Raw genomic sequence first — 18,549 nt, forward strand, 5'->3', positions numbered from 1 at the left:
ATGACTATAAAATATGAAAACCAGCCGATTCCCGCGAGTCCGCCGCCCCGTGGCAAAGGCCCCCTCCGGGAGGACCCGCTCAAATGATAAGGATTATCATTTGCATATGGAGGGTGTTTTGACGTCCAGACGGAGGTATTCAGGTCCTGGTGCGGGAGGTGTATAGCACACCACCAGGCCTGAGTGCATTAGCAATGGCATCATTCACGGCCTGGTTAATTCTTTCTGTAATAGCAGCCTGAGCAGAGGCCAGTTCGATCATCATCGCTTCTTGTCTGGCGTGTTCTGCTTTCGCCGCTTCAACATTGAAGACGCTTAAACCACAATGAATCTCTTCACCGCCACCCGGTGACATGACTTTTACTGTTAACATGCTTCTTCTCCTGCTTCTTCTGGTTGTAAAAAAGCCCCGCATTAGCGAGGCTGGCTTGCTTTGTGTGAAGCTTAAATGAGGCTAAACAATGGCAGCAGTGATTGACAGGTGTGGCAAGTCAGGGCGGTTGTGTTCCACAACCACATCCGCATAGGATCCCATTACTTCATAATTTCTTTCATAAGGCCCGGTAGCTTTACCTGACAGCGAATCTTCAACCAATACTTTTCCGGCCTGGATTACTGTAAACGTTACGTTTGCCCCCTGGACAATACCATCGGCAACCTCCATCAGGTTGTTAATGGTAACTTTGAGATTTTTCATTTCTAGCTCGTTAGGGTTCGCACGAAGGCGCAATAAAAAAGCCACCAGCGGGCGCCAGTGGCTCAGGAATGATGGGAGGAGTTATTTAGCCAGGAATAAAACCACTCGTTGCCAGTTAGCAAAAGCCTCTTCTTTCGAGTCTCCCTTTTCCCTTACAGGTTTGTCGTTAAAATCCCCTATAGCCACCCAGACATCTGTGCTTTTTTGATGGCATGACACCAAGTAGCTTTTACCTTGTATGGCGATGATTCTCTGATTCATTGATTTGTCAGTCATCTACAACACTCCTTTGCTATTCAGTAACTGGTCAAATAGTGACGTAGTCACTGACTGAAAGCTTAGATCACATATAAGAATCATCCCAACTAAGCATTATCACAGGCACTCAGTGAATGCCTGCTGTAATGCCCGTTACGCTTCAAGGGAAACGCCCAACGATTCGAGAAGTTCATTTTTTTCCGCTATGCGGCGATCAAGCTCATCAAGGACGTATGGGCGGATGTTCTCGATGAAAGTATCATCCTGATAGGTTGACTGGATAGTTATGCCAAGACCTGCACCACCGGCAATAATGCCCCGCGTCCGATGCAATTCAGCAACCTGCTTTGAAATGCTATATGCCTCGCTTAGATGTTTCACCTGCATTATGAAATCCTCAGCAGTCAGCGTCAGGGCGCGCAACAGCGCGGCAAGCCCACATGCAAGCTTCCTGCATTTTGGTTCGGGCAATCGCCAGACAACGCAGCGCTTCTGCACGCTCTGTTTCAGCCTGGCTGCCACTCTCTACAACCTCCAGAGATAGGTGCGTGCGTTCAAGGTCGAGAGTTTCGCAAAAATTACGGCTAATCTCTTTCAGCTCATTCATTTGCGCGATATCGTCGGCGTCCAGGGTTCTATACCCCTTAACAGTACTGCCGTCCTGCGGTTTTGCTTCGCTCATTGCGTTACCTTTCTCGGGATGGGTTATGCCATGTCATAAGGAATGGCGAACTTTTATCATTTATAATGGGCGATGATGTTCCATAAACACACGGTATTAATACTTAATAGCTTTCAATGAGAGGTATTTATGGGGTTTATTACTTGGGAAGAAGCAAAGGAAATCACTGAAAGTTACTTTTCTCCATACAAATGCGTAGTGGATGCTAAAGAGAGTGATTACAAAAACCAAATCCCCTTCGTCATCTATTACAATCATGAAGAAAATGCCGATCGCTATGGGCCACATATGATTGTTGGATTCAATAAAAAAGATCGGCTTGAGCTTGAGTTAGCTGCGCATAAGGAGTCTTTTATGGAAACTCTTAAACGCAGGTAAATTCATTACTTTAAACACTACTCACGCACATACGCCTGCAGGCCAGTTAATTGGCTGGGCTGATGTCGATGTAATACTCTTTACCCTGCTCAAACTGGCTGAACGCAGCAGGGTTAGAGATGTGCATTTGCAGCAGGCCGCCTGGTGTGTACTTTGACCAGGTTTTATTTTCTGGCGTTTCGTTGGTGACAGGACTCATATGGACAGTGCAATGAGAATTGTCATCAGCCTTCTGGATGAAGTGACAACGGAACTTGGCGCGAACGGTCATTTTGGCCTCTTTCGTTTGGGCAAAAAAAAGCCGCTCGGACAGAGCGGCAGGAACAATTACCAGGGAATAAGAATGAAGCTTGGATGTAATCAATATAGTTTGCTAATAGTTCCCCACTGAAAACTAGGATGATTCTGAAATCATATATCCTTTACCCTTAGCAAAATAATGGTTGTAACGATAAATTGATTCTTTTTCATGCAGTTGCTTCCCTCAGGAGAAGATCGGATTTCCCTCTCCTGAGGGATTTTTTTATTTCAGACACTGCTCACGCACATACGCTTGCAGCCCAGTCAGTTGGGCTGTGACGGTTTCGATTCGGTTTCTGAGGGTGAAATAATCCCGTTCAGCGGTGTCAGTAAGTCGAGGGCCGGTTGCATCATCCATGCCGGGGGCGCTGGCCGTTCCGTTAGCTGGACATTTGGCGTTGACGCGCAACCCACACTTACCAGTGCTAACGCAACGCTGCAGATCTTCAAGCTGCTTTTTAGCATCTGAGAGTTCTCCCGTGTATTTTGCATCGAGTGTGGCGACTTCACGCTGGCGCACTGTCATATCGTAAATGGTGTCGTTCGCCAGAGTCAGCGCGCTGGTTGCCTTATCGCGCTGCTCTTTGTAGTTCAGAGCGTTGTCGCGGTAATGATTAACACCCCATGCCAGCGAGACAATCAGCAGGATAATGGCAGTAGCAATAATGGCTATTAAGCGGCTCATCGAATTGCACGCCTGTCGATATAAACACCCACATAGCCAGCACCCCAGCGGGTATAAAACCACATGCGCCGTCCAGTTGATGGTGAGCGGATATCCTGACGAACAACGCTGAAAGAAATTAAACGCCACCACGGCCAGAATTGAGGACCATGCGAAGGGCGAAGATCTTTGGCGAAATGCGCGGTGGATAATTCAAATTTTATCTTCATGGACTCACCCTATTATTCACTGTTCCACCCCCCAGCACGTCAGTGCGCTTTCCTGATCCCGTCGCTCTACCTGCCCGTAACAGCCGTTCGCCTGGCCTTTGGTTAACCGGCAGTCACGGCCACCATCTTTAATCCACCAGCGGATTGCTTCACATGCACCTTTGCGGTCGCCAGCATTAATGCGTTGGTAGAACGTCGAGGGGAAACACTTAGAGGGGCCGATGTTATACGGGCAGAATGACGCAATGCCTACTTTCTGCGGTTCAGTTAGCGGCACTTTGATATTTCGGCCTACCCACGCAAGCGCCTTATCGCGCTCGACAGCGTTAACCTTCCTGCACTGCTCCTCTGTTGCTCTTTGTCCTTTAATAACAGGCTTACCGTCAATAACCGTTACGCCGTGACACAGTGACCAGACGCCACCAGGATCGACAACGGCCACCAGCGCGTTACCTTCTTTTTCGCTGATGAACTGATCAAACAGTACCGGCGCTGATGCCCCCGCGGCGATGAGCGACAACATTGCCGCGCTAAGCTTTGCCCTGTTTGCCATCACTCACCCCTGGCGGCTTTGCGCCGATCCTCTTTTATTTTGAAATACAGATTGGTCAGATACGTCAGCAGACCAAAAAGAATACTTGCGAGAACACCTAACGCTGCCCACTGCGAGGGCGAGACTTTATCCAGTAGCTGGAGCACCCAAAATCCTCCGTTTGCTCCGGCAAAACCGTAGCTCACACCAGTTGTTATTTTGTCCATTCGATACATACTCCACCTCCACTTTTCGGGAAGTGCTGTGCGATGTGAGAAAGGGAAGGTCAGGCCCTCGGACTGCAATTAACAACGAGACGATGAGGGTTGACTGCTCGGGTCCTAAAAATTAATAGACCCGCTCAATGCGAGGATTAACCGTTAAACAGTGATTATCCTTTCAATTATTGCGGGATACTGTCATGCTGACTTTTTCTTCTGTCGGATAATTAATGGAAAATGAAGATAGCATCATCGGCAGAGCTCTTTTTGAGATCCTTCATTCAGGCTCAACATTACCAATCAGCAGAAGTATGCTGATTGAACATCTTACCCAAAAGTACAATCTCATTTATAAAACCAGCGATTCAGTGGAAGAGATTCAACTCTATGAAGCAGCGCTGCAAAAAGTGATAAAGAAATTTCGCTAAAGCTTTTTCATCCAGAGAGCTGCGGTGCGTTTGCTGCTCATCCTTCTTAATAGCATAAAAAAAGCCTGCTCGGGCGAACAGGCTAAGTGACTATGGCACAACCAATTACCTATTGTTATCTATGGCGCCGGGTGCCTCCCGGTGAGTCTTTGGTCAGCCACCGTAACTCGCGGATCTTTGAGACTGCAATGGAAAAACGACGCTGTTTCCGCCCCGCCACACAGGGGGATTCACCACAAAAGAAATATAAAAACGCCAGCACGTTTAGTCAACTGCTAACAAACAAGGTCCAGGGCAAATATAAGCAAAAAAAGACCCACCAGGGGGCGGGCCATAAATCAGGGTATGCTCATTATTTTTATATGTGGCGCCGGGTGCCTCCCGGTGAGTCTTTGGTCAGCCACCGTGACTCGCGTGGATTGTAAGACAGTAGTGGGTAACTACTCTGCTGTTTACGCCCCTCCGCATAGGGGGATTCACCACCTCAACAATGTAAAATTGCCAATACCAATTCGTCAATGAGTTAAACTCATCATTCAAACAAAACAACAGCCTTAGTCATAAAAAAAGACCTGCCACGGGACAGGTCATAAATCAGGGTTATCTCTATATTTGTTATGCATAATTCCAGGCATTCCGAATGTGCAGGACTGTTGCGTACCGTTGGTGTAAGTTACAGAAACAGCAACCTGCCTTACACACCCCGCAAATCTGGATTTATTACAGAAGTACATTACCACAGGTATAAAAGCATTTCGCCAAAATTTAGCTTTGTACATTTTCGTGATCTGATCCACACTTATCAGGCGTTAACAGACATATAATCAGACGTGTTGCTGTATTCACAGGGAGTGTACGGTGTCGTCACTTCCTGTTTTTTTCATAACACTCCACAAAGCCCCTCATACAACAGGGAATTTTTGTGCAGTCTTATTTTTTAGCTTTATGAGGCCGGTACCGGCAGACCACCAGCATGACGATGAACATGCCCAGCAGAGCAAGATCCATAAGCACGCCAGCCAGCCGCCAGGCAATAAACAGAGACGCGACAAGGAGTGTCCACCAGCCAATGCGCTTAATCATTTGCTGCCCAGTACGCGGGAAAGGTTCTTGAGCAACACAGTTGATGCGGTTTCCAGCATGTCATCACCGGCATCAGTGTTTGCGACCACCAGCGTTTTAGTACACGGCACTTTCACTTTTGAATCGCTGAGCCAGCCAGATTCAGTAACCGCCTTTTTCAGCTCATAAACCGCTTTGCCGTTTGGCAACTTATCGTCGACGTTCCAGCCGTTCATACTGATCATCGTCAGGCCGCTGCCCTTCTGGTTTACCGACTCCAGAAACTTATTCGTGCGGTCTGGTGCCGACACCCACAGGAACGCGTCATATTCCCCGGTGGTGACTTTTGCCAGCGAACGAACGCCGCCTTTTGCGTAGGTCTCTACTTTCGCGTAATCCTTTTCGAGGGACTGGAGATATTGCCAGGATGCATAAGAACCGCTGGCAGGTTCACCCACGGCGATTTTAATGCCTTCTTTCAGATCGCTTTCGCTGCCGACCTTCCCGCCGTCTTTCACGGCCACAAACACGCATTCATCGCCCAGCTCGCCGATGATGTCTACCTTCTGCGCTTCGTTACCGTGGCGCTGGCGCCAGAACTGGTATGCATCAGCCTGGGTAAAACCGATCTGCGCTTCTCCGCTCGCAACTTTATCGAGGTTGTCCAGCGAGCCTTTACTGGGAACCACCGTTGATTTGTAGCCATATTCACTGAGTGCACTGGCGAGGTTCACGCCGTAAACGGCGTTATACGTTAAACCCTGCTGCCCGGTAGTGATGGTGATATCGGTTGCTGTTGCGCCGAAACTCGCACAGAGGAGTACCGCCGCTAATGCGGTGAATCTTTTCATATGACTTTCCTTTAAGGGGTGAGCCAGTGCCCAGGGAGAGTACGCAGAGAGTCAAAACTCCCTGTGGCTCACCCCTGTAAAGGCTCTGCGTTTTTTTGATGTTGCGTCGGCACAGACGCGGGATCGCTTCGGTCACCGGAGCAATCACAACCAGACCAGTAGAGGGAACGGTCCAGCGACCAAAGATGGCGGCCTCTGCGTAATAGCCTGACGGAGGGGGAATGAGCCGCGGTCAGTGAGGCCTTAATACGACAAAGACCCGCCGAAGCGAGCCTTTATAAAAGAAATACGCGAATTAAATTACATTATTCCCATAGATTTTGGTGCTTTCCATTTTCCTTGATCTTTTTCTTTCCGATTTGTTCACTTTCTATCTCAAGTAGAATTTTGTGCTTTATAAGCTCGCATGCTTCTTGTATTTTTTGAGAATCCTTAATATTGCAAAAAACATTACCATTTCCTAATGATAAGGTTGGTTCATCATCACCGCTAATCAAATACATTGTTAAACTAATGCGGTGATATTTATATCGCTGAGGATCATCATCAAATGCTGTTATTAATTCAAATGCAAGACCGTTTTCCAAATCAACGCGAGCCTTATCAAAGGCATTTTCAGGATGTACACCTTGACCATCTATTGCAACATACACATAAGGATGTGTTTCACCATTTATACTCTGGAAAGATTTAGACGGCAACTCTAAAGATTGAATGTAAGTGTCTAAAAATATTTGCGAGGCTTCCCGTATTTTATTCCTATATGCAATTCGTTTTTCTTTTAACTCGTTTCTCTTACTTTTAAAGTCGCTAAAGGAAATCATTTATAGGCTCCATGTAAGCTATTCACATAACGATATCACATGTGTAGTTTACAACGACTTGTTTAAGCAGTAAAAAACCCCGCCGAGGCGAGGTTTCAAATAACTATTCGTTTCAGACGCACGAATCCATAATCAGAAGCATACTAGACAACTTCGGACAAAATCAAGTGCTACGTTTCAAAAATGCTAAATATTGTCGCTATCGTGTGACACGTTCAAATTCTCGCGCGGCATTGTTCTCGCCCGCGTTGCACACATCCACCAGCGATTCATAGAATGGCTTCCAGTTCCTTGTCCACGTTCTGACATGGAGGTCAGGCACGAATTTGAGGATTGCTTTGTGAGCCACTGTGGACGGCGTGACCGTAAAACCATTACCACTACAACGCTCACAGACCTTGAATACCGGCGAGCCCTTTTCTTTTGTCGCCTTGCGGTCGAGCACCTCGCCTTTTCCGCCACAGCGGCAGCGTGCGCTTAACTGGCCCTTGCCGTCGCAAGCTTCACATTTAGCCGGGACAATCTCCGTTACCTCTGTCCATTGCTCCCAGTCTGACGGATGAACAGCGCGGGAGCGACTGGCCCAGTAAGGTGCTTTTCCCCACGGGTAGGATACTTTACGCGTGACCTGCGTCGCGGTGGTTTTCCCTGTGCCGTTGCAACGGAGGCAGGTTGCTGTGCTGGCCGCCGAGCGTGAGTATTCTGCGAAAGCGAATTGCGCGATAAGCATCATACAGTTTCCGAATTGCCCACCAGCAGCTTTACGAACGTTCTTCGGCGCGACCTCCATTGCGTATCGTGCCAGCGCCTGAACCGCCAGTTGCTCATCAGACTTGCTAACCCCAGCTTTTCCGAGGAATGCTGCCAGGCCGAACCGTGCGCGGCTGCTGGTGGCTCCAAACGCATACATGATATCAGTGCCATTAAGTCGGTCGGGTGAGGTGCTCTTCGTATCATCATTGATGAGCATTCCCTGGGGGCTGAAATGTTTGAGACCTGATTCCATTTTCATTGCGCATTCTCCCACTTCTGACCGCTATAACGTTTAGGCTGTGTTCTTTGTTGTGGTGTGCACCGGCGGCGGGCCTCATCCTGGTCGACTGGCAGGAAGTGTCCGTTAAAGAAACGGCGATATACCGTGCCGAGCGCACCGTTGCGTTGTTTTGTGACATTGATTTCGGCGATACCTTTCGCCATTGACTCCGGGTTATAGACTTCATCGCGGTAGAGCATCATGATGATGTCCGCATCCGCTTCGATTTCCCCGGAGTTTTTTAAATCAGAGTTCATTGGGCGCTTATTGGGGCGGGATTCAACGCCGCGGGAAAGTTGACTCAGGGCGATAACGGGTATCTGGTTTGCCTTTGCCAGCCTCTTTAGCCCCTTCGACACCTCACCAACAGCCAGGTCATATCGTGCGGCACTCTGGATTCTGATAAGCGCCAGATAATCAATGACCACCAGTGCCATTTCCGGGTGTGCAATCTTCCACCGGGTGGCTGTCTGGCTAATCTGATCAAGCGTCAGGTTTGTGGCGTCAACCATCCAGACCTTGCGCCCCGTCAGTCGCCCGACGCCCGTCGACAGTCTTGCCCAGTCCTCGTCTTCAAATTTATCAGCGGCCTTGAGGCGCGATACGGGCATTCCGCCCGCGGCGGAAACCATGCGCTCGGTTATCTGAATACTGGACATCTCCAGCGAGAAGAGCAGTACGCCCTGCCCCCGCTCTGACACCTTATCGATAATATCCAGCGCCAGTTCTGTCTTGCCCATTGACGGGCGTGCGGCAATAAACACCAGGTCACCAGGTTCAATACCTCCCGTTTTCTCGTCCATCTCAGTAATGCCGGTAAGCAGCAGGTGACCCGCGTCGCGCCCCTGCATTCTGGCTTCCACCTTCTCAACGACGCCCGGGAGTAACTCATCAATCGCAACAGGCTGCACCAGTCCGTCATCGATACCGATGCAGGCCATAGCGCTTTGTGCCTGCTCCAGTGCAGCCACAGCAGCCTCACCGGTAGCAGCATTGCGGATACTATCCATCGCGGTTTCGATAACCTGATACGCGTCCCGGACAGCAGCATTGCGCATCAGTGTTGCGACATACGAGGGTAGCGAGGATTTTGCCCAGGCGATGGGTGCCGTGGCACTGATAATGGCCTCATACCCGGGCATCTGACCACACAGCAGTATCGGGTCGATAACGCCAGTGCCTCTTGCCTGTCGGCATACCCCGGCGTAAATATCCCGGTACTGGCTGACAGAAAACGCGGTTGCCGGCAGTCGGGATATCACATCCATCACTTCGGGATCCGCACCACGCAGGAGTATTGCACCAATCACCGCCCCTTCCAGATCGGTGTTTTTCCACACAGACGTCATTCGGTCACTCCATTGCTGCGATAGCTTTCCCAGTTAAACACCTGGCGGTTTCGCCCGCCGTCAGTGACGCGATCGACGATGCGCTCACCAATCGCATCTTTCAGTTGGTCAAATGTCAGGTTACTGATCAGGATGGTAGGCAAAATACTCTCGTAGCGGGCATTGATAACCTCCTGCAGGATGGCTGATTCGGCCTGGCTACCGAACTGCACACCCACCTCGTCGATAATCAGCAGATCCAGCGAAATGAAGTGGTCCAGTACGTCATCCTCGGTGTGGTCGGAATTATTGCGCCAGGTGTTTTTTACGGCACGGGTCAGGCGCATAACGTCGGTGATTTCCACCCGCGCAAGATGGTTACGAATGATGGTTTTCGCCAGAGAAACGGCGAGGTGGTTTTTGCCTGTCCCGCATTTTCCCAGCATCACCAGTCCGGTTCCTGCAGCAAGGCGGTCTGGCCAGCTTTCGGCATAACGCTGACAGGCTGAAAGGTTTTTGGCTGCGCCCGGGGTTACGGGCTGATAAGTGGCGAATTCGCAATGTTCAAAGCGGCGGGCAATCCCGGCTTCGCTCAGCAGGTCAGACACGCGCAGCGAACGCAGCTTCTCGTCGACCTGAGCGATCTCATCGCGAATACAGGCGGGGCAACGTGAGACCTTGAAGTTTTCGTTGCCCCGAAGGTCTTTGCCGATCAGCGTGAACTGCCCGAAATCGCCATGTCCGGCATTCGCAGTGCATTCAATGGTCCTGATTTCGCCACTGTGCCAGTGACCAAACTGCCAGGGTTTTTTATGCTCAACAGCAAATGACAGTTCTTCGCTGAGGTTTTCCTGCTGCGCTTTCAGCGCCTCGCGCTCTGAGCGCTGATTAAGATCCAACATGTTAATCACTCCGTTATCACCAGTTGCAGTCCGACTCGCCATAATCCTGCTCACTAAAACCCGATGCCGGGAGTACGTTTCGTCGCCCACCTCTGGGAGCGGATGGTGCCTGCCAGGGTTCGTCAAAGTGTCGGTCAGGGCCGAAGAACGTCGCGGCCTGCTTGACGAACTGAGTCCCGGTGCTACCTGTCGCACGGGCATAGGCTGCGTATCGCTTCACGCCTGTCAGCATGGTTTCAGGTTTAACTCCGTCTTTCAGGCGCGCTTTCCAGGCCTTGAAGGCGGCGGCTTTGGAATTACCACCAGCGCGTTTTGGGTATACCTGCCACGCTGTTTCAAACTCAGGTGAATAATCCTGTTTTGCAGGACAAGCCGGTGCAGAGGCGTCAGCCGATGCGCCAGTGTTTGTATTCTCTGAAGTAATCTCTGTTGTAATCTCTGTAGGATCGAAATGGGATTTTCCCGACTCGCGGCGAGGGGTTTCCCGTGTTCGCGGAGAGGGCGTTTCCGGTTTCCCGAAGTCGGCTTTTCCCTCTTCCCGAAAACGGGTTTCCCCATTTCGGGGAACAGTGTTGTTTTCATTGATAATTTCATCAAGACAATCACAGTCGATGCGAAAGTAAACTTTGTGCTCGAGGCGCTTGTGCGTTTCCAGAAGAATGCCACGCGAGACAAGTTGTTTGCGGGCTGTGGCCTGCTGGTCAAACGTCAGGCCGGTTTCAGCCTCAATGGCTTCACGCGTCTTGTGTACACCCTCCTCAGCGTGAGTTTTGTCCTGCCAGTAAAATATCTGGCTGAAAAAAATAACCGCATGAGGGCTGCCCATGACCTTTACCAGCCCAGGGTAGTAAGCGACAGGGCGCCCGAAATCGAGTAACAGATCAGAAGGTCTCATGGTGTACACCTGGGCTTGATTTGAAATTGGGTGTTCTGGTATTGTTTTTCATGGAATTACTCCTGAGGTAGTTTCAAAAAGACGCAAGGTAGGAAGTCAAAACAAACCCGGTTGAGTTGCCTCTCTTCCGGGTTTTTTCTTGCCCGCCTTACGCTCCGCTGCTGTTGTCTGACCGACAGCCCACTGACGGGCGTGACAGAGGCAGTCATCAAACGCGGCGCCCTTTTTGCTCGGTTGCGACATGCGCCGGTAATGCTCAACGCCCTTGTCGCCCCCCCTGGCAACCGCCTCACTGAATCCCTCTGCCACCAGCTTCGCGATGATGTGTTTTTTTAGGAAATCAACAGGGTGCATAACCTCTCCTCCGTTGGTGCCGAACCTGCCTCCGGTATATCCTTTCGGTTCCCACACCTACGGACCGCAGGAGGTTCGACATGTCTAATTACTCCCGTCTCTGGGAAAACATCAAAAATCACGTCATCAACATTCGTGATGTTAAATATGGCCACTTCACCAGTAGCAACGAGGATTTGAAGGTCAGCCACAGAACTGCGCAACTTTTCATCCTCGACGTGTTTCTTCATCAGCACCGGGAAAAATACGGCGCCGGCGTTTTCTCGCTCAGGGGTTTCTTTCTGCCGTGATTGAAAAGGCGTCTCAACTTGAATTTGATGATCTGCATGATGAGGAATGGAATAAGGAGCTGGGCGAACTATTCCTGCATACGCAACAGCCGTAAGCGGGTGTTCCTTCGCCATAGCATCAGATAGTTGTCTTTCTAACAAGGCTTGCTCTTCCCGGTTCCAGTTGAGGGATTTCAGCGCAAGGACGCGCCCCTCCAGCCATTTAATCAACTCACCGTCTGACAAATTCCCTACGTAGATGTACGGTTTATCGTTCATACCTACTCCAGTTGATTGATATGACATGTCACGCTTCTGGCTGTTGTACGCGCTTGTTTTTACGCTGACGGCCCTTATACAGACTCAGGTCGCATATGAGGGCGCCGTTAGTGATCTTTTCCAGCTCAAGGGCTGCGCCTTTGGGGATTACGTCACCCCAATTAGATACCGCCTGATCACTAACCCCCAGCGCAGTTGCGATAGCTCGCTGGGAGCCGTAAAAATCAACTACAATTGATTTATTCATTGAGTCACCAATGCATGTAAAGTAAAATGTATCTACTTAAATGAACATACAATAAAATTCACCAATACACAATTATAATGGAGTTAGAAATGGAAACACCACTCAACTCAAATATTGCAATAGGAACCAGGATTCGAGCACGACGTAACGAGCTTGGACTCAAGCAAGCGGATGTAGCAAAAGAACTGGGAATGACAATGCAGGCAATTTCCTTATGGGAAAACGGGAAGGTGGCACCCGGGGGTAATAGTATTTCGACCCTAGCGCGGGTTTTGCAGTGTGATGTGTCGTGGTTACTGGAAGGCACTACGGTTGATGAAAATAATCAAAAAATCCTCTCCGACCACGACGCTAACAGAATAAAAAAGAGAGAAAAGCGAGAAATCGACCAAGCTCAAAGTCAAACCCTACGGTCTTACATCCCTGAAAAATACAAGGATGACATTGATTTTATTGATGATTTACATAATTTGCTAATGTATTTTTGTGATCTTGATGAATCACGCAGAGCTGATGTTCTTATACATACGATAGAGCAATGGAAGGATAATGCAGCAGAAGAGATCGCCAGAGCTGATCGCATTTACAAGCAACTAAAAGACGGGATGTGATTTAATCACTTTAAAAACATGATGTTAAAATAAATATCAAATATATTTTAAATCAAACTTGATCAATCAATTTTTATTAATTATATTCACCTCTACCAGCTATCCAGCCAGAGGTGAATATGACTACCGAATTACCACTAACTGCATCTGACATGGGCGATTCACTTATCGTAATTCGCTCAATACTAGAGACATCAGCCCATCTCCTATCAGGAGATGAAAGTGACGTTGAACTATCATCCAATCTTTCACTTCTGGCTCTAAATAAAATTATTAATCTTGAAAAAAAAATCAATTTCCATACGACAAATCCAGCTAACCACGCAGGAGTAGTACACCAAACGGATATCAGCTTCCGCATCCATTCGTCACACAGAAACACTTCTATCGGTGGCACTATTCGCGAACTTCGCAAATCTCAACAATTAACGCAGGAACAGTTAGCTGAGTCGATTGGAGTAACAGCCGATGCGGTTACTCAGTGGGAGTTAGGTATCACCGAACCTTCATGGAAATATATTCTTCCGCTGGCCAACGCCCTCAAATGCGATCCGATTTGGTTGCTGACTGGCAATAACCCAGAGGCTGCCGAATGAAAACCTTCAAAGGTCTTTCCCTGCAATCAGTAGATGCGTTCCGTAACATCGCAGTAATGATCGAAGTAGGTCTGCTTATTTCAATTACCGATAAAGATGACGGTTCTGATTTAGGTGACTGCATTTTTCAACAGGCAAAACTATACGCCGAAGCCGCTGCCGATCACGCGCTGGAGAATCAGAAATGAAAACTCCCGAAGAAATGCTCAATGATATTGCTGCTCAGATTTCCGAAGGTAATACGCTTCTTGAAATGATTTATAAAAATTCTGGGGAAATGAACGAGGAAACTGATTGCGGGATAGCCTGCCTGATTCGCTCTCTCGATAAAACCCGAGAAACCACTTATGGTTATATTGATGAGCTGATAAAAAACAAAAATGCAGTATCGCCCCCCCCCGAAGGGATCGGTTCTGATATTGCGGATGATGTATTTTACGCAACGGTTAGCGCGGCGAAACTCAGGGAGCTTATTCACGTTTATAGTGAGTCATATTTTACCGAAAAAGACAGTGATGACCCTGATTGCCTGATGGCGGCGGTAATTTGCGATAACGCTATTAAAACACATGAAATACTGAAAAGCATCGAAGCGAAAATTAATTAATCAGAAAACTGAATTTAATAACGCCTTAACTGGCGGGGATTTCTGCAACTCAAAATCGAGTGAGGATAAATTATGACATTCATCAAAGACAAAGATGCGTACAGGTCGGCATGCCTGATTGCAAGTTGTGGCGAGCCGTATGCACATATCGCCCGGTTATATCTGTGTAAGGCTTATGGGTGTTAATTATGGTCAATAACAACAGCACAATTGATGCGGTCCGCGACACTGCTGAAAACTTATATCAGTTGCTGGATTTAATGTTTTCTCAGTTTAAGGAGATGGAGCCAGGGCAGACCGAATCTCTTATCGGTCTGAGTTTCGAATTAGCCAGCCAGATTTCTTCATGGGCTAACGCTGAGGAGAAACGTCGCAATGGATAAAAATAACCTGATTGAAACCCGTCGCCGCCGACTTGTACAAGCAAAACTGGATTCCGTTATGCGCAGAACGGGTGGAAACATTCAGATGGCAAAACTGGATAACGGAGCTTTATTCCCGGTTGAGTTATCCGAAGAAGTATTAACGAAAGCGTTAAGAAAGCTCTTCGAAGAAATGATTTACGACACGCACAGGCGCGCCGAAGCGGAATCCATTATTTCGGAGCATTACGCCGACTGTATGGGCAGAAGCAAATTAACGCCTGATGCCGTTTATTTCATGGATGCGTTAATTGAAACCCTGGCCGAAGAAGCGATGAAAAAACGGAGGCTCCAGAATGCATGCTGACCAGAAAACGTTTGTGCGCGACGGCGTTTCGATTCCGTTACCAGTGCGGACAGTTGACCTGCACGTCTCCCCGGACTTCTCCGGTCGCGTACTGGTGTACCTGCAAGGCGGCCTGGTCTCTGAACGTCGCCTTACTGACGACGAGATGATTCTCAGCCTGGACGGGTTTATCGATCTGGCCCGTAAGTTCGGATGGACTGTTACCCCCCCCAGCACGGATTAACGGGAGATACCTGTGGCACTGACAGCAATACGCATTCCTGAGTGGGTGCATGAACAGGCGGTTTTCGTTCTACGCCAGTACAGAAACAAACGGGTTCATCCCTGCCGTATGCATCGCTCAGGAAATCTGAGCCTTCGGGTTAACCGGCGCTGGCGGATGCTGTCACGCGATGGCGGCCAGAACTGGGAAGTGATGAGCCATGAAAAATACTCAAAGGTTAAGGACAGAAAATGACTGATAAACGCATTCACGCCAGCGCCATTGATCTGGCGTTCCAGAAGTACCACACGCCCGTCGGCGATCTGTTTGTTGCTGCACATCACGGACGTATGAAGCGCTGCTTTAGCCGTGATACTGCCATCCGGCATCTGGCGCACTTTCTGACATCGCACGCTTTCGCTCGTTCCGGCCTGTCGGAACGCCACCCTGATGCACGAGAGATGAGATCGGAGGGTGAAGTTTGGGTGCGCGGCGCCGTCACGCAGGAATACTCCCTGGCTCACCAGCGTACCGTCCGACGGTTGCGCCGCATGCTCGCCAGCAAGCGTGAAGCACAGAAGTGGCTGGCGAAGTGGGATGCCATGCACGACCGCTATGTGAAAGAACAGGCAGACCTGCAGGCAAGTAAGCCACCCGGGGTTCGCTAATGGCAAAGAAACGCAACAGTAAGACCCGTCAGGGATTGTGCGGTGTGACCCTGGCGCAGGGACACCGGCTGACGCGGGAGCCAGTTACCGAGCAGAGCAAAACAGAACTGTTCGTATCCCAATACGAGATCGGAGATGGCAACGTGCAGATGCCTCTAAATCGCAGCATGCGCCGTTATGCGAAACACATTGGAATCACCCTCACAAAGGTAAAGACAAAATGAAACTCCTGCCATGTCCGCTTTGCGGAAACGATCAGATCGGGACTACAACGGTCATTTCATCCGTACCTGAGCATACTGAATGGGTTTCTCTGTACTGCTCGTGCTGCGGATTGAACCTGCCACCGAATGATCGTGAAGCGGCGTCGCTTATCTGGAACCAGCGAGCACCACGCCCCGAAAACGCCCGGGAGCCGAAAGCATGAATATTGATTTCCAGGATAAAGGTGCCGTGGCCACGATATCCATCACCAGTTCCATATTTGAGTACCGTCGTCACACGCGGATCGTCGATACCGTGCTGTTTCAGACCGGAATCATTAATAGCCGTACCGGTTTCTTTCGCATGAAAACCGTTATTTCTGGCCCATCACAAAGAATGTGGATGGCATTCACAATCGCATTACATGAGGCATCACGATGAGCAATGGCAATTTCCCAACATTTCCTGTTCCAGCTCGCCCCGGGTGTGGGCTGGGCGACAAAGGTATGAATTATCGCCAGCATCTGATTGCCCAGTTAGCTCCTGTCACCGTGGGTGCGTTTTTCAATCACGACGCCTTTGATAGTTACGAAGAAATGGCAGATAGCCTAATGAATGCCGTTGACGCCATTGTTGCTGCTGAACAGGAGACATCAAAATGACGCAGAAAATCCTTATTGATACCAGCAATCTGAGCACCATTGCCGTTTGCCTGGAGCAATTGGTCAACGCTGAGCGTGCACAGTTGAGTATTGAGTTGCAGATCGCGCAACCAAGCAGCAGTAACGTGTGGCGTAAGAGGGCGGAAACGGCTTTACGCGCCGTCAAAGCGAAGCGCCGGCTAATTACGGCTCGCCTGGCCGTTCTTCGTCAGGAGGAGAAGGAGCGAAATATGCATAACCATGATCAGTACCTGATTGCAGAGCTTCGCGAAATCGTTACGCCATCCTCTTTCGAGCGTTGCGCTCGTCTGGCAACGGAGAAGATGGAAAACACGGCAAGTCAGAATGAATTTTGAAAGCCACCGGGCCACCAGCGTGGCCTGAATGTGGTGTGAGGTGAGTATGATTAATCTTGATGTTGTGCCCATCACGGCCTACTGCAATTCAATGGGAGAAACGCTCGATGCTGTTAACAAACGGTTACAACGGGGCGTGTGGCAAGAAGGCGTTCATGTTTTAAAAGTCGATGGTTCCAAAGAGCGTTGGATCGACTTAAACGAGGTTGCAAAATGGGCACGCAAAAACAAGAATCCTTATCCCTCCCAAGAGGGGTAACGGTTCGCCGGAATAAAACAGGAAGCACCATAGTCATTACGTTTACATATAAAGGGGTTCTTTGCAGGGAATCCCTTTCCCGAATGGATGCTAACTCTCGAAATATAAAATATGCCGAGCGCTTACTCGGCGAGATACAAAACAAAATAAGCAACAATGATTTTATTTACCTTCACTATTTCCCGGAATCAAAGAAAGCAAAATTATTCGGGAATGTGAACAATAAAAAAACCATAAAAGATTATCTCGATGACTATATCACTATTTGTGAAAATCGTGACCTGTCACCATCAACGATAAAAGGCTATAAAAAATGTCGAAGTGCGCTTAAGCAATTACATGCACTTCACGCCAAAGAGATGACCCCCGCTACTCTCAAGAACTGGGTGAGGGCCAAGAAGTCCACCATTAAAACGATCAGAAACAACCTCTCGTTCCTGCGTAGTGCGATGGATGAGGCTGTCACTGATGGCCTGGTTGACCTGAACCCTGTAAGCCAGGTTAACGCCGCTCGTTATCATTCAGGAAAAGCAAGCGAAGGCGGGGATTATGAGGTGGATCCATTTGCCCCGTATGAAACACAGGCTATCTATGATAATTGCCGGTTCAAAGAGTGGGCAAATCTGTTCCGGTTTGCTTTTCATACTGGTATGCGCAGCTCAGAGCTGTGCGCCCTCTCATGGGATGATATCGACTTCCCGGGCCGTACAGCACACGTCCAAAACGCCAGCGTAGTTGGCGTGCTCAAAGGCACAAAAACGAAAGCCGGCAAGCGTAAAGTTGAACTGGATGATGAAGCGATGAAGGCGCTGGAAGAGCAGAAGCCATTCACCTTCATGCATAGTAAATTTATCTTTGCTGACCCTAAAACCAAGAAGCCCTGGGCGGGCGCAGACTCAATCAGAAACAAGGCGTGGAAGCCCACACTGAAAAAAGCTGGAGTCCGTTACCGTAATCCATACCAGACGCGTCATACGTTCGCCACGCGTCACATTAGCGCCGGGGTTAACCTGTTCTGGCTGTGTGGACAAATGGGGCATAAGGGGCCAGAAATGCTTTTCAGAAATTACGGTTCATACATGGCTGATTACGACGGCAATACAAGCCGAAAACCACTTAAAACAGCACGATAATTGAACGGCAGGAAGGAAGAATGAAAGCTTTTAATGTGGTGATTGAGGACAGAGAATATACACAGGATGGATTTCAAAATGCACTTAA

The 18,549-nt window shown here is 49.1% G+C and carries 38 protein-coding genes; 18 read left to right on the forward strand and 20 right to left on the reverse strand.

Features of this window, described 5'->3' with window-relative positions:
* Window positions 1-139: 139 nt before the first annotated feature.
* From ABU190_RS08565 to ABU190_RS08585, 5 genes are all read right to left on the reverse strand, one after another.
* Window positions 140-373: a hypothetical protein gene (locus ABU190_RS08565; RefSeq protein ID WP_354691028.1), complete on the reverse strand. Its 234-nt coding sequence runs from the start codon at window positions 371-373 to the stop codon at window positions 140-142.
* A gap of 81 nt (window positions 374-454) precedes the next feature.
* Window positions 455-697, reverse strand: coding sequence for a hypothetical protein (locus tag ABU190_RS08570; RefSeq protein ID WP_354691029.1), 243 nt, complete (start codon window positions 695-697; stop codon window positions 455-457).
* Window positions 698-778: 81 nt separating this feature from the next.
* On the reverse strand, window positions 779-973 hold the full coding sequence (locus ABU190_RS08575) for a hypothetical protein (RefSeq protein WP_354691030.1): 195 nt from the start codon (window positions 971-973) through the stop codon (window positions 779-781).
* Window positions 974-1,108: 135 nt separating this feature from the next.
* Window positions 1,109-1,342, reverse strand: a complete 234-nt coding sequence (locus tag ABU190_RS08580) for a hypothetical protein (RefSeq protein ID WP_354691031.1) — start codon at window positions 1,340-1,342, stop codon at window positions 1,109-1,111.
* Between the two features lie 10 nt (window positions 1,343-1,352).
* Window positions 1,353-1,637 (reverse strand): hypothetical protein, encoded by a 285-nt coding sequence (locus ABU190_RS08585; RefSeq protein ID WP_354691032.1) that lies wholly within the window; start codon window positions 1,635-1,637, stop codon window positions 1,353-1,355.
* Between the two features lie 129 nt (window positions 1,638-1,766).
* Here ABU190_RS08585 and ABU190_RS08590 point away from each other — a divergent pair, with 129 nt between their 5' ends.
* A complete protein-coding gene (locus ABU190_RS08590) occupies window positions 1,767-2,015 on the forward strand; it encodes a hypothetical protein (protein WP_354691033.1) in 249 nt (82 codons plus the stop codon).
* A gap of 46 nt (window positions 2,016-2,061) precedes the next feature.
* Here ABU190_RS08590 and ABU190_RS08595 read toward each other — a convergent pair whose 3' ends face one another.
* The 5 genes from ABU190_RS08595 to ABU190_RS08615 all read right to left on the reverse strand — a co-directional run bounded on the left by ABU190_RS08595 (window position 2,062) and on the right by ABU190_RS08615 (window position 3,977).
* Window positions 2,062-2,286 carry a hypothetical protein gene (locus tag ABU190_RS08595; RefSeq protein WP_354691034.1) on the reverse strand — a complete coding sequence of 75 codons (225 nt, stop codon included), beginning with the start codon at window positions 2,284-2,286 and terminating at the stop codon, window positions 2,062-2,064.
* A gap of 252 nt (window positions 2,287-2,538) precedes the next feature.
* Window positions 2,539-3,000: a lysis protein gene (locus ABU190_RS08600; RefSeq protein ID WP_354691035.1), complete on the reverse strand. Its 462-nt coding sequence runs from the start codon at window positions 2,998-3,000 to the stop codon at window positions 2,539-2,541.
* The gene (locus ABU190_RS08605; protein WP_354691036.1) at window positions 2,997-3,209 is read right to left on the reverse strand and encodes a hypothetical protein; all 213 of its coding nucleotides are present in this window, start codon (window positions 3,207-3,209) and stop codon (window positions 2,997-2,999) included. The genes ABU190_RS08600 and ABU190_RS08605 overlap by 4 nt, the downstream gene beginning before the upstream one ends.
* A gap of 16 nt (window positions 3,210-3,225) precedes the next feature.
* Entirely contained in the window at window positions 3,226-3,762 is a 537-nt protein-coding gene (locus ABU190_RS08610; RefSeq protein ID WP_354691037.1) for a lysozyme, read from the reverse strand.
* The gene (locus ABU190_RS08615) at window positions 3,762-3,977 is read right to left on the reverse strand and encodes a class II holin family protein (protein ID WP_047369739.1); all 216 of its coding nucleotides are present in this window, start codon (window positions 3,975-3,977) and stop codon (window positions 3,762-3,764) included. The genes ABU190_RS08610 and ABU190_RS08615 overlap by 1 nt, the downstream gene beginning before the upstream one ends.
* 215 nt (window positions 3,978-4,192) lie before the next feature.
* Between ABU190_RS08615 and ABU190_RS08620 the strand changes: the two genes are divergently transcribed.
* Both ABU190_RS08620 and ABU190_RS08625 read left to right on the forward strand, forming a co-directional pair.
* Window positions 4,193-4,390 (forward strand): hypothetical protein, encoded by a 198-nt coding sequence (locus ABU190_RS08620; protein WP_354691038.1) that lies wholly within the window; start codon window positions 4,193-4,195, stop codon window positions 4,388-4,390.
* Between the two features lie 92 nt (window positions 4,391-4,482).
* A complete protein-coding gene (locus tag ABU190_RS08625) occupies window positions 4,483-4,815 on the forward strand; it encodes a hypothetical protein (RefSeq protein ID WP_354691039.1) in 333 nt (110 codons plus the stop codon).
* Between the two features lie 505 nt (window positions 4,816-5,320).
* Here ABU190_RS08625 and ABU190_RS08630 read toward each other — a convergent pair.
* From ABU190_RS08630 to ABU190_RS08675, 10 genes are all read right to left on the reverse strand, one after another.
* On the reverse strand, window positions 5,321-5,473 hold the full coding sequence (locus ABU190_RS08630; RefSeq protein WP_354691040.1) for a hypothetical protein: 153 nt from the start codon (window positions 5,471-5,473) through the stop codon (window positions 5,321-5,323).
* Complete coding sequence (locus tag ABU190_RS08635; RefSeq protein ID WP_354691041.1) at window positions 5,470-6,303, reverse strand: TAXI family TRAP transporter solute-binding subunit; 834 nt, start codon at window positions 6,301-6,303, stop codon at window positions 5,470-5,472. Before ABU190_RS08635 ends, ABU190_RS08630 begins: the two co-directional genes overlap by 4 nt.
* 305 nt (window positions 6,304-6,608) lie before the next feature.
* Window positions 6,609-7,127: a hypothetical protein gene (locus tag ABU190_RS08640; protein ID WP_354691042.1), complete on the reverse strand. Its 519-nt coding sequence runs from the start codon at window positions 7,125-7,127 to the stop codon at window positions 6,609-6,611.
* Between the two features lie 199 nt (window positions 7,128-7,326).
* Entirely contained in the window at window positions 7,327-8,139 is an 813-nt protein-coding gene (locus tag ABU190_RS08645) for an antitermination protein (protein WP_354691043.1), read from the reverse strand.
* Window positions 8,136-9,509 carry a DnaB-like helicase C-terminal domain-containing protein gene (locus ABU190_RS08650; RefSeq protein ID WP_354691044.1) on the reverse strand — a complete coding sequence of 458 codons (1,374 nt, stop codon included), beginning with the start codon at window positions 9,507-9,509 and terminating at the stop codon, window positions 8,136-8,138. Before ABU190_RS08650 ends, ABU190_RS08645 begins: the two co-directional genes overlap by 4 nt.
* A complete protein-coding gene (locus tag ABU190_RS08655) occupies window positions 9,506-10,390 on the reverse strand; it encodes an ATP-binding protein (RefSeq protein WP_354691045.1) in 885 nt (294 codons plus the stop codon). Before ABU190_RS08655 ends, ABU190_RS08650 begins: the two co-directional genes overlap by 4 nt.
* Before the next feature lie 16 nt (window positions 10,391-10,406).
* Window positions 10,407-11,285 carry a DNA-binding protein gene (locus ABU190_RS08660; RefSeq protein WP_354691046.1) on the reverse strand — a complete coding sequence of 293 codons (879 nt, stop codon included), beginning with the start codon at window positions 11,283-11,285 and terminating at the stop codon, window positions 10,407-10,409.
* Between the two features lie 96 nt (window positions 11,286-11,381).
* Window positions 11,382-11,639 carry a hypothetical protein gene (locus ABU190_RS08665; protein WP_354691047.1) on the reverse strand — a complete coding sequence of 86 codons (258 nt, stop codon included), beginning with the start codon at window positions 11,637-11,639 and terminating at the stop codon, window positions 11,382-11,384.
* Window positions 11,618-12,187, reverse strand: coding sequence for a hypothetical protein (locus ABU190_RS08670; protein WP_354691048.1), 570 nt, complete (start codon window positions 12,185-12,187; stop codon window positions 11,618-11,620). Before ABU190_RS08670 ends, ABU190_RS08665 begins: the two co-directional genes overlap by 22 nt.
* A gap of 28 nt (window positions 12,188-12,215) precedes the next feature.
* Window positions 12,216-12,434, reverse strand: a complete 219-nt coding sequence (locus ABU190_RS08675) for a Cro/CI family transcriptional regulator (RefSeq protein ID WP_354691049.1) — start codon at window positions 12,432-12,434, stop codon at window positions 12,216-12,218.
* Between the two features lie 89 nt (window positions 12,435-12,523).
* Between ABU190_RS08675 and ABU190_RS08680 the strand changes: the two genes are divergently transcribed.
* The 15 genes from ABU190_RS08680 to ABU190_RS08750 all read left to right on the forward strand — a co-directional run bounded on the left by ABU190_RS08680 (window position 12,524) and on the right by ABU190_RS08750 (window position 18,461).
* Window positions 12,524-13,045, forward strand: a complete 522-nt coding sequence (locus ABU190_RS08680; RefSeq protein WP_354691050.1) for a helix-turn-helix domain-containing protein — start codon at window positions 12,524-12,526, stop codon at window positions 13,043-13,045.
* Window positions 13,046-13,164: 119 nt separating this feature from the next.
* Window positions 13,165-13,641: a helix-turn-helix domain-containing protein gene (locus ABU190_RS08685; protein ID WP_354691051.1), complete on the forward strand. Its 477-nt coding sequence runs from the start codon at window positions 13,165-13,167 to the stop codon at window positions 13,639-13,641.
* Entirely contained in the window at window positions 13,638-13,829 is a 192-nt protein-coding gene (locus ABU190_RS08690) for a hypothetical protein (RefSeq protein ID WP_354691052.1), read from the forward strand. The genes ABU190_RS08685 and ABU190_RS08690 overlap by 4 nt, the downstream gene beginning before the upstream one ends.
* Window positions 13,826-14,248, forward strand: a complete 423-nt coding sequence (locus ABU190_RS08695; RefSeq protein ID WP_354691053.1) for a hypothetical protein — start codon at window positions 13,826-13,828, stop codon at window positions 14,246-14,248. Before ABU190_RS08690 ends, ABU190_RS08695 begins: the two co-directional genes overlap by 4 nt.
* A 188-nt stretch (window positions 14,249-14,436) precedes the next feature.
* Window positions 14,437-14,631, forward strand: a complete 195-nt coding sequence (locus ABU190_RS08700) for a hypothetical protein (protein WP_354691054.1) — start codon at window positions 14,437-14,439, stop codon at window positions 14,629-14,631.
* Window positions 14,624-14,977 (forward strand): hypothetical protein, encoded by a 354-nt coding sequence (locus ABU190_RS08705; RefSeq protein ID WP_354691055.1) that lies wholly within the window; start codon window positions 14,624-14,626, stop codon window positions 14,975-14,977. Before ABU190_RS08700 ends, ABU190_RS08705 begins: the two co-directional genes overlap by 8 nt.
* Window positions 14,967-15,200 (forward strand): hypothetical protein, encoded by a 234-nt coding sequence (locus ABU190_RS08710; RefSeq protein ID WP_354691056.1) that lies wholly within the window; start codon window positions 14,967-14,969, stop codon window positions 15,198-15,200. Before ABU190_RS08705 ends, ABU190_RS08710 begins: the two co-directional genes overlap by 11 nt.
* A gap of 12 nt (window positions 15,201-15,212) precedes the next feature.
* Window positions 15,213-15,434 carry a hypothetical protein gene (locus ABU190_RS08715; protein ID WP_125125532.1) on the forward strand — a complete coding sequence of 74 codons (222 nt, stop codon included), beginning with the start codon at window positions 15,213-15,215 and terminating at the stop codon, window positions 15,432-15,434.
* Window positions 15,431-15,847 (forward strand): hypothetical protein, encoded by a 417-nt coding sequence (locus ABU190_RS08720; RefSeq protein ID WP_354691057.1) that lies wholly within the window; start codon window positions 15,431-15,433, stop codon window positions 15,845-15,847. Before ABU190_RS08715 ends, ABU190_RS08720 begins: the two co-directional genes overlap by 4 nt.
* Window positions 15,847-16,071, forward strand: a complete 225-nt coding sequence (locus ABU190_RS08725; RefSeq protein ID WP_125125534.1) for a hypothetical protein — start codon at window positions 15,847-15,849, stop codon at window positions 16,069-16,071. The genes ABU190_RS08720 and ABU190_RS08725 overlap by 1 nt, the downstream gene beginning before the upstream one ends.
* Window positions 16,072-16,270: 199 nt before the next feature.
* On the forward strand, window positions 16,271-16,492 hold the full coding sequence (locus ABU190_RS08730; protein ID WP_354691058.1) for a hypothetical protein: 222 nt from the start codon (window positions 16,271-16,273) through the stop codon (window positions 16,490-16,492).
* Window positions 16,489-16,713: a hypothetical protein gene (locus ABU190_RS08735; RefSeq protein WP_354691059.1), complete on the forward strand. Its 225-nt coding sequence runs from the start codon at window positions 16,489-16,491 to the stop codon at window positions 16,711-16,713. Before ABU190_RS08730 ends, ABU190_RS08735 begins: the two co-directional genes overlap by 4 nt.
* Complete coding sequence (locus ABU190_RS08740) at window positions 16,710-17,069, forward strand: hypothetical protein (RefSeq protein ID WP_354691060.1); 360 nt, start codon at window positions 16,710-16,712, stop codon at window positions 17,067-17,069. Before ABU190_RS08735 ends, ABU190_RS08740 begins: the two co-directional genes overlap by 4 nt.
* A gap of 46 nt (window positions 17,070-17,115) precedes the next feature.
* A complete protein-coding gene (locus tag ABU190_RS08745; RefSeq protein ID WP_354691061.1) occupies window positions 17,116-17,328 on the forward strand; it encodes an excisionase in 213 nt (70 codons plus the stop codon).
* Window positions 17,283-18,461: a tyrosine-type recombinase/integrase gene (locus tag ABU190_RS08750; RefSeq protein WP_354691062.1), complete on the forward strand. Its 1,179-nt coding sequence runs from the start codon at window positions 17,283-17,285 to the stop codon at window positions 18,459-18,461. The genes ABU190_RS08745 and ABU190_RS08750 overlap by 46 nt, the downstream gene beginning before the upstream one ends.
* Window positions 18,462-18,549: the final 88 nt, after the last annotated feature.

It is taken from the genome of Phytobacter sp. RSE-02 (genome assembly GCF_040578655.1).
Lineage (GTDB): Bacteria > Pseudomonadota > Gammaproteobacteria > Enterobacterales > Enterobacteriaceae > Phytobacter > Phytobacter diazotrophicus.